Here is a 6,414-nt window from a genome sequence, read left to right on the forward strand (position 1 = left end):
GTGGGGGTGGGGGTGGGGGTGGGCGCAGCCGTCGTCGGCGCGGCGGTCGTGGGAGCAGCCGTGGTCGGAGACGCCGGCTCTGACGCCGTCGGCTGGGCGGTGGGAGTCGTCTGACCCGTGCTGCTCCCGTCCGCCTCGACGGTGTCCCCCCTCGTGTCGTCGGTGAGGGTGCTCGCCAGCAGCCACACGAGCGCGGCCACGACGGCGGCGCCCGCGAGCAGCAGCCACGGTGAGAGCCGTCGACGGCGCTCGGCCGACGGCTCACGGTCGTGCGCGCGCTGATCGGGGTGGCCGTGCTCTCCGTCATGCTGCGGGTCCCACAGACGGTCCAGCCCCGACTCGGCCTCCGACGGAACCACTGCCGCCGCCGGCAGGACAGCCGTGGGCGACTGCTGATCCTGCGGAGCCGTCACCGGAGCGACGGCGTCGGCGTCGATGCCGGCGAGCCGGTGGGTCACCTCACCCATGGTGGGGCGCGCGTCGGGCTCCGAGGACAGCATGTCGAGCAGGAAGGGGGTCAGCTCGCCGGCTCGAGTCGGCGGGGGCACCTGGGCCGCAGCCACCTTGTGGAGCAGCGCGATGGAGTTGCCCTCCGACCCGAAGGGCGGCGAGCCCTCGAGGGCGGCATACAACGTCGAGCCCAGGGAGAAGACGTCGGCGGGGAACGAGGCGTCCTCGCCCCGGGCCACCTCCGGTGCCAGGTAGGCCGGCGTGCCGTGGATCATCCCGGTGCGAGTGAGGGTGGCGTCGCCCATGGCGTGGGAGATGCCGAAGTCGCTGATGTGGGCCTTGCCGTCGGCGGTGATGAGGATGTTGCCCGGCTTGACGTCACGGTGGACGATCCCGAGCTGGTGGGCTGCGGTCAGCGCTGAGGCCACCTCGCCGCCGATCCTGGCCACCTGGCCCAGCGGCAGCGGTCCCTCGTCGCGGAGCACCGCGGACAGCGGGGTCGAAGGCACCAGCTGCATGACCAGGCACGGCTGCCCGTCGTGCTCGACCGCGTCGAACACCGGCACCGCGTGGGGATGGTGCAGCCGCGCGGTGATGCGCGCCTCGCGCATGGCGCGGTCCTTGGCCAGCTCTGCCTCGGCCTCCGGGACACCCGGAAGGGCGTGCAGCTGCTTGATCGCCACGGCCCGCTGGAGACGCTCGTCCCACGCCTCCCAGACCACTCCCATTCCCCCGGTGGCGATCACCTTGACGAGGCGGTACCGCCCCGCGACAAGAGCCTCCGGATCGCTCACCGACGATCTCCCTCCTGAGCTCACTGATCGAGCCTAAGCGCCGGATGGGCTGTGGGACGCCATGAAAGGAGGACCAGATCGGCCCACCCGGGTCACCGCCGTGAAGCGCCGGGCCTGTCGGGGTCACCCGCGAGCGGCAACGGAGCAGGGCTGGGCGGGTCGTGTCGCCGCAGGGGACTGTCCTCGAGCGCCAGGGCGCCCGCATCGACACGACCCGGCCCGGCCGACGCACTGTCGGCTCCGTCCGGGAGCGTGACCGTGACGACCTGCACCCCCGACTCCGGCTTGCTGACCTCGATCTCACCGAGCCGGCGCAGCATGGCGAGCGAGGCACGGTTGCTGGCATTGACCAGCGTGACGATCCGCGACACCCCCCGCGGTCGGTGTTGCATGAGGACCTCCAGCAGGGCCGTGGCCACACCCCTGCCGTGCCAGTCGTCCACCACCGTGACCGCGACGTCAGCGACGCTCGGGTCGTTGCGGTAGCGGATGATCCGCGCCAGCCCGACGGGCCGTTCGGTCCCGTCCGGGGTGATGACGAGCAGCACCAGGGCGACGTGGTCGACCCCGTCCACCTCGCAGACCAGGTGGTCGAGCATGGTGTCGGTCAGCGTCGGGACCGGGGCCAGGAACCTGTCGAAGCGTGTCTCCGCGGAGAGGTGCTCGTACTCCTCCCGGAGGGCCTCCCGGTTGGCCGGGAGCAGCGGCACGACGAACGCCTCCGTCCCGTCACGCAGCCGGACCGGCGTCAGGTCATCCACGTGGGGTCACGGCGAGGCGATCGGCCCCAGGGAGGACGAGGGCCACAGATCGGGAGGCGACCCACCGTGCGATGTCCATGATGCGTCCCGTCGTGGAGGGAATCCTGCGCGTCAGGCTACTGCCCCGCGGAGTGCCGAGCCGGCATACGTGCGTTGGTGTGCCGGGTCCGCAGCCCGTCAGCGCAGGGGATCGAAGGGCAGCAGCTCGGCCGGCGTGATGCCGGTGGCGATGCGGTCGGCGAGCAGCTTCCCGGTGAGCGGGCCCAGGGCGATGCCCCACATTCCGTGTCCGCCGGCGACGAAGACGTGGGGAGCCTTCGTGGAACCGATCAGGGGGAGCCCGTCCGCGGTGCAGGGTCGCGAGCCGACCCACTCGTCCTCGCGGCGGTCGAGCTCGGCACCGACGAGCAGGGGGCGGGTGGCGTCGACGATCGCGTCGATGCGGCGGCGGTCCAGGGCGGCGTCGGGAGAACGGAACTCCATCATCCCGGCGACCCGCAACCGGGGCCCGTCCGGTGTGTCGAGTGGGGTGCACGCGACGCGCTGGGTGGGGAAGTAGACGGGGCCGGCCGGGACACGGTCGCACTCGACGCTGAAGGAGTACCCGCGTCCGGCCTGCACCGCCTGACGGACTCCGAACGGGCGGGCCAGCCCACCGAGCCACGCGCCGTGCGCCAGGACCACGTCGTCGAACCGGTCCGTGACCTCCACCGCCGCGCTGGCGGTGGCGGTCCGCGTCCGGACGCGAACCCCGTCGCCGAGGTCCTCGACATCGGTCACGGTGGTGGCCTCGACGATGTCCCCACCGCGATCACGCACGGCGGCAGCGAGCGCCTCGAGGTATGCCGGCGGGTTGACGTAGCGCTGGCCGTGCAGCCGCACGGCCGCACCGATCTCGGGAGAGAGGGCCGGCTCCTCGCTGCGCACCTCCTCCCCGGTCAGGAGGTCGTACTTCACGTCCTGCCCGGCGGCCATGAGCTGCTCGAACTCCGTGAGCAGCACCGCCCTCTCCTCGGACGTGCGGAAGCAGGCGAGGAACGGCTCGGCGAGGTGGGTCTGCGCGTCCACCCCGCCGTGGGTGAGTTCGTCGAACGCACCGAGCGCGAGGTGGTTCATCGGCGCGTAGGCCTGCATCCCCTTCACCCACCGACCATGGGTGCTGTTCCGGGCGAACCGGGCGAGGAACTGCAGCAGCCGCGGGGACGGGGGAAGCGGGACGTACACCGGGGAGGACGGGTTGAGCACGGCCTTCACCCCGTAGCCGAGCACCGCGGGCTCCGGCAGGGGCGCCGTGAGGGCGGGCGTGAGCCAGCCCGCGTTCCCCCAGGAGGAGCCGGCCGCGACGTGCTCGCGGTCGTAGACGGTGACGTGGAGGCCGTGCTGCTGGAGGAACCAGGCGGTGGACAGACCCACCATCCCGGCGCCGACCACCGCAACGCGCTGTGACATGAGAGGAACCTTTGCGACGAGGGAGAGAAGAGGGGTGCGGCCCGTGACACCCGAGGCTCGCTCGATGAACCCGGGTCCGGGCGTACGCAACAGGATTGACCCGGCCGCCTGGCCTGCAAGGCGTGCCAGGCGTGGGTGTCAGCCGGAGAGGTCAGGCGTGGGCGGGCGGGGCGCGGTCGACGCTGCGCCGCAGGACGTCGAGACCGGTGATGCCGCGGGCCTCTTCACTGGCGACGAGCGCGAGCAGCGCCGCACCGGAGGGCACGTGGGACGGCGCATGACGTCGCTCGACCGGAGCCGAGGTCGTCGCTGCTGGGGAGGCCGCCATGCCACCCACCATAGCGACGGGCGTCGCGGTGTCAGACTGCGTCCATGCTGACGTCCCCGGGTGGCAGCGGCACCGCCGCGCGGCAACCGCCGCGCGAGGTCGACGTGGTCGTCGTCGGCGGTGGGCAGGCCGCCCTGGCGACGGGCTACTACCTGCGGCGGGCCGGGCTCGAACCCGAGTCCGGCTACGTCATCCTCGACGCCGGGGAGGCACCCGGCGGGGCCTGGCGCCACATGTGGCCGTCCCTCACGCTCTTCTCACCGGCGGAGTTCTCGTCGCTGCCCGGCTGGCGGATGCCGATGACCGGACAGTCCGGGATGCCTCCCGCCGCCCACGTGGTCGACTACCTGACCCGGTACGAGCAGCGGTACGACCTGCCGGTGCACCGCCCGGCCCGCGTGACGGCCGTGCGCCGACCCGTCGGGGCGAGCACCGACCGGCTGGCCGTGGAGAGCAGCGAGGGCGTGTACGAGGCTCGGGCCGTGGTCAGCGCCACCGGCACCTGGGGTCGCCCGTTCGTCCCGCACTACCCCGGCATGTCGAGCTTCCGGGGCCTCCAGCTCCACAGCGCGGACTACGTCGGCCCGGACCGGTTCGCTGGTCTGCGCGTCGTCATCGTCGGCGGCGGCAACACCGGGGCCCAGCTCCTCGCCGAGGTCTCGACGGTGGCCGAGACGACCTGGGTCACGCAGCGGCCCCCGGTGTTCCTGCCGGACGACGTCGACGGTCGGGCACTCTTCGCCGTGGCCACCGCCCGGCGCAAGGCGCTGGACGCCGGCCTCGCCGACTCCGGCGGCGTCAGGGGACTCGGCGACGTCGTCATGGTCCCGTCGGTGCGCGAGGCGCGCGACCGGGGAGTCCTCCACGCCTCACCGATGTTCGAACGGCTGACGCCGAAGGGAGTGGCCTGGGCCGACGGCACGCACCAGCCCGCGGACGCCATCGTGTGGTGCACCGGCTTCCGCCCCGACCTGGGCCATCTCGCCCCGCTCGGGCTGCGCGGCCCGGACGGTCGCATCCCGACCGCCGGGACCAGGTCTCTCGGCGAACCCCGGCTGCACCTCGTCGGCTACGGCGACTGGACCGGCCCCGGCTCCGCCACCCTCATCGGCGTGGGTCGCACGGCCCGGGAGGCCGTCGACGAGATCACCGCGCTCCTCGGCTCCCGCTCGTGACGGCGGGTCAGGCCGGGCAGCAGGCGGCGCTCGGTTCCGGCGCGGGAACGGGTCGGGTGAGCCGTCCCACGGTCTCGCGCAGCCGCGTGAGGAGGGCAGCACGTGGGCGCCCGCCCGCCGCCGCCGCCTCGGCGAGGAGGCGGTGGCGGGCGGCGTCGGCGAGCAGGTCGTCGCGGTGGGCCTGGGCCATCAAGCCGGTCACGTAGGGGTGCATGGGGATCGTCTCCTTCAGCAGCAGGCCGCAGCGGTCTGCGTCTCGGCGACCGCGACGTCGTGGATGGGGTTGTCGGTGGTGGTGTCGGTGGTGGAGTCGGTGGCGCAGCACGTCCCGTCGCCGGCCACGTCGGACAGGTCGAGGCTGGTCTTCCCCTCGAGGTCGGGACGGGCGTCACCGGTGACGGTGTAGACCTCCCAGGGCTCGCTGCCGGGGCCGGTCACCCAGACCTTGTCCTGGACCGCGTAGCAACAGGTGGTGTTGTCCTCGACGCGGGTGGCGAGCCCTGCCTCCGCCAGCCGGGTGGTCGCGGAGGTGACCCGGTCGGTGGACTCGACCTCCACACCGAGGTGGTCCATCCGGGTGTCCTCCCCGGGCTGGCCCTCGAGCAGGACGAGCTTGAGCGGCGGCTCGGCGATCGCGAAGTTGGCGTAGCCGGGGCGCCGCTTGGCGGGGGTGGTGTCGAACAGGCGGGAGTAGAACTCGATCGAGGCGTCGAGGTCGGCGACCCGCAGAGCCAGCTGCACACGAGACATGGTGGGTTCCTCCTAGGAGATCGATGTGCGTCTATGTCTCTCCCACCTTGCACCCGGACATCGGCATCTGTCAATATAGATGTGTGTCTATTTCTATGACGGATCCGTCGACCACCCCCTCCGACGCCCTCGCGTGCTGCGCCCCCCTCGCGCGGGAGCCATTGACCACGGAGCAGGCCGAGCAGGTCTCCGGGCTGCTCAAGGCTCTCGCCGACCCGGTCCGGCTGCGCCTCATGTCGATGGTCCTGTCCCACGCGGACGGCGAGGCCTGCGTCTGCGACCTCACGCCGCAGTTCGACCTGTCGCAACCGACGATCAGCCACCACCTCAAGGTGCTCCATGAGTCCGGCCTGCTCGACAGGGAGAAGCGCGGCGTCTGGGTCTACTACCGCGCGAGGCCCGACGCGATGTCGGCGATGACGAGCCTGTTCGCCACGGTCGACGGCGCCTCCGGCTGTTGATCCCCCGCGCCGGGCACAACGCACACCACCCCGAACCCGTGCTGGGTTCGGGGTGGTGCTGATGTCCTGGGACATCGGAATGTGGGTGGTTCATTTCCGCAGGTCAGAGGCGTTTTCTGGAAGTTAATCAGCGGGTTATGGCCGGTTTGTCAGCGGGTTTTCATTGGGTTGCAGTGCCGGTCGGTGTGCGCCGCGTGGGGGTCGGTGGGGGCCGCTTGGGACTGCTGCACGATCAGGTGACAACCG

General features: G+C 72.2%; 8 protein-coding genes. 2 read left to right on the plus strand and 6 right to left on the minus strand.

The genetic code is table 11. The annotated features are described in order from the left end of the window. The 4 genes from N801_RS18230 to N801_RS18245 all read right to left on the minus strand — a co-directional run. A partial coding sequence (locus N801_RS18230) for a serine/threonine-protein kinase (RefSeq protein ID WP_035940738.1) occupies positions 1-1,244 on the minus strand: 1,244 nt, incomplete at its 3' end. A 92-nt stretch (positions 1,245-1,336) separates the two neighbouring features. Continuing rightward, positions 1,337-2,005 (minus strand): GNAT family N-acetyltransferase, encoded by a 669-nt coding sequence (locus tag N801_RS20000; protein WP_052113297.1) that lies wholly within the window; start codon positions 2,003-2,005, stop codon positions 1,337-1,339. A 177-nt stretch (positions 2,006-2,182) separates the two neighbouring features. Continuing rightward, positions 2,183-3,454 carry an NAD(P)/FAD-dependent oxidoreductase gene (locus tag N801_RS18240; RefSeq protein WP_035940733.1) on the minus strand — a complete coding sequence of 424 codons (1,272 nt, stop codon included), beginning with the start codon at positions 3,452-3,454 and terminating at the stop codon, positions 2,183-2,185. A gap of 151 nt (positions 3,455-3,605) precedes the next feature. Beyond that, positions 3,606-3,782: a hypothetical protein gene (locus tag N801_RS18245; RefSeq protein WP_156996905.1), complete on the minus strand. Its 177-nt coding sequence runs from the start codon at positions 3,780-3,782 to the stop codon at positions 3,606-3,608. A gap of 44 nt (positions 3,783-3,826) precedes the next feature. Here N801_RS18245 and N801_RS18250 point away from each other — a divergent pair, with 44 nt between their 5' ends. After that, entirely contained in the window at positions 3,827-4,957 is a 1,131-nt protein-coding gene (locus tag N801_RS18250) for an ArsO family NAD(P)H-dependent flavin-containing monooxygenase (protein ID WP_035940735.1), read from the plus strand. 7 nt (positions 4,958-4,964) lie between these two features. On the opposite strand, the gene N801_RS18255 is transcribed toward N801_RS18250, so the two are convergent. Both N801_RS18255 and N801_RS18260 read right to left on the minus strand, forming a co-directional pair. After that, the gene (locus N801_RS18255; protein WP_035940736.1) at positions 4,965-5,171 is read right to left on the minus strand and encodes a hypothetical protein; all 207 of its coding nucleotides are present in this window, start codon (positions 5,169-5,171) and stop codon (positions 4,965-4,967) included. A 14-nt stretch (positions 5,172-5,185) separates the two neighbouring features. Continuing rightward, a complete protein-coding gene (locus N801_RS18260; RefSeq protein ID WP_084109240.1) occupies positions 5,186-5,707 on the minus strand; it encodes an ArsI/CadI family heavy metal resistance metalloenzyme in 522 nt (173 codons plus the stop codon). Positions 5,708-5,802: 95 nt separating this feature from the next. On the opposite strand from N801_RS18260, the gene N801_RS18265 reads away from it, so the two are divergent. Next, complete coding sequence (locus N801_RS18265; protein ID WP_035940737.1) at positions 5,803-6,168, plus strand: ArsR/SmtB family transcription factor; 366 nt, start codon at positions 5,803-5,805, stop codon at positions 6,166-6,168. Positions 6,169-6,414 lie beyond the last annotated feature (246 nt).

The sequence above is a fragment of the Knoellia aerolata DSM 18566 genome (assembly GCF_000768695.1).
Taxonomy (GTDB): Bacteria; Actinomycetota; Actinomycetes; order Actinomycetales; family Dermatophilaceae; genus Knoellia; species Knoellia aerolata.

Coding starts and splice junctions, on each gene's coding strand:
- N801_RS18240 (WP_035940733.1), bottom strand. CDS start 3,454: ATGTCACAGCGCGTTGCGGTGGTCGGCGCCGGGATGGTGGGTCTGTCC.
- N801_RS18245 (WP_156996905.1), bottom strand. CDS start 3,782: ATGGCGGCCTCCCCAGCAGCGACGACCTCGGCTCCGGTCGAGCGACGT.
- N801_RS18250 (WP_035940735.1), top strand. CDS start 3,827: ATGCTGACGTCCCCGGGTGGCAGCGGCACCGCCGCGCGGCAACCGCCG.
- N801_RS18255 (WP_035940736.1), bottom strand. CDS start 5,171: ATGCACCCCTACGTGACCGGCTTGATGGCCCAGGCCCACCGCGACGAC.
- N801_RS18260 (WP_084109240.1), bottom strand. CDS start 5,707: ATGTCTCGTGTGCAGCTGGCTCTGCGGGTCGCCGACCTCGACGCCTCG.
- N801_RS18265 (WP_035940737.1), top strand. CDS start 5,803: ATGACGGATCCGTCGACCACCCCCTCCGACGCCCTCGCGTGCTGCGCC.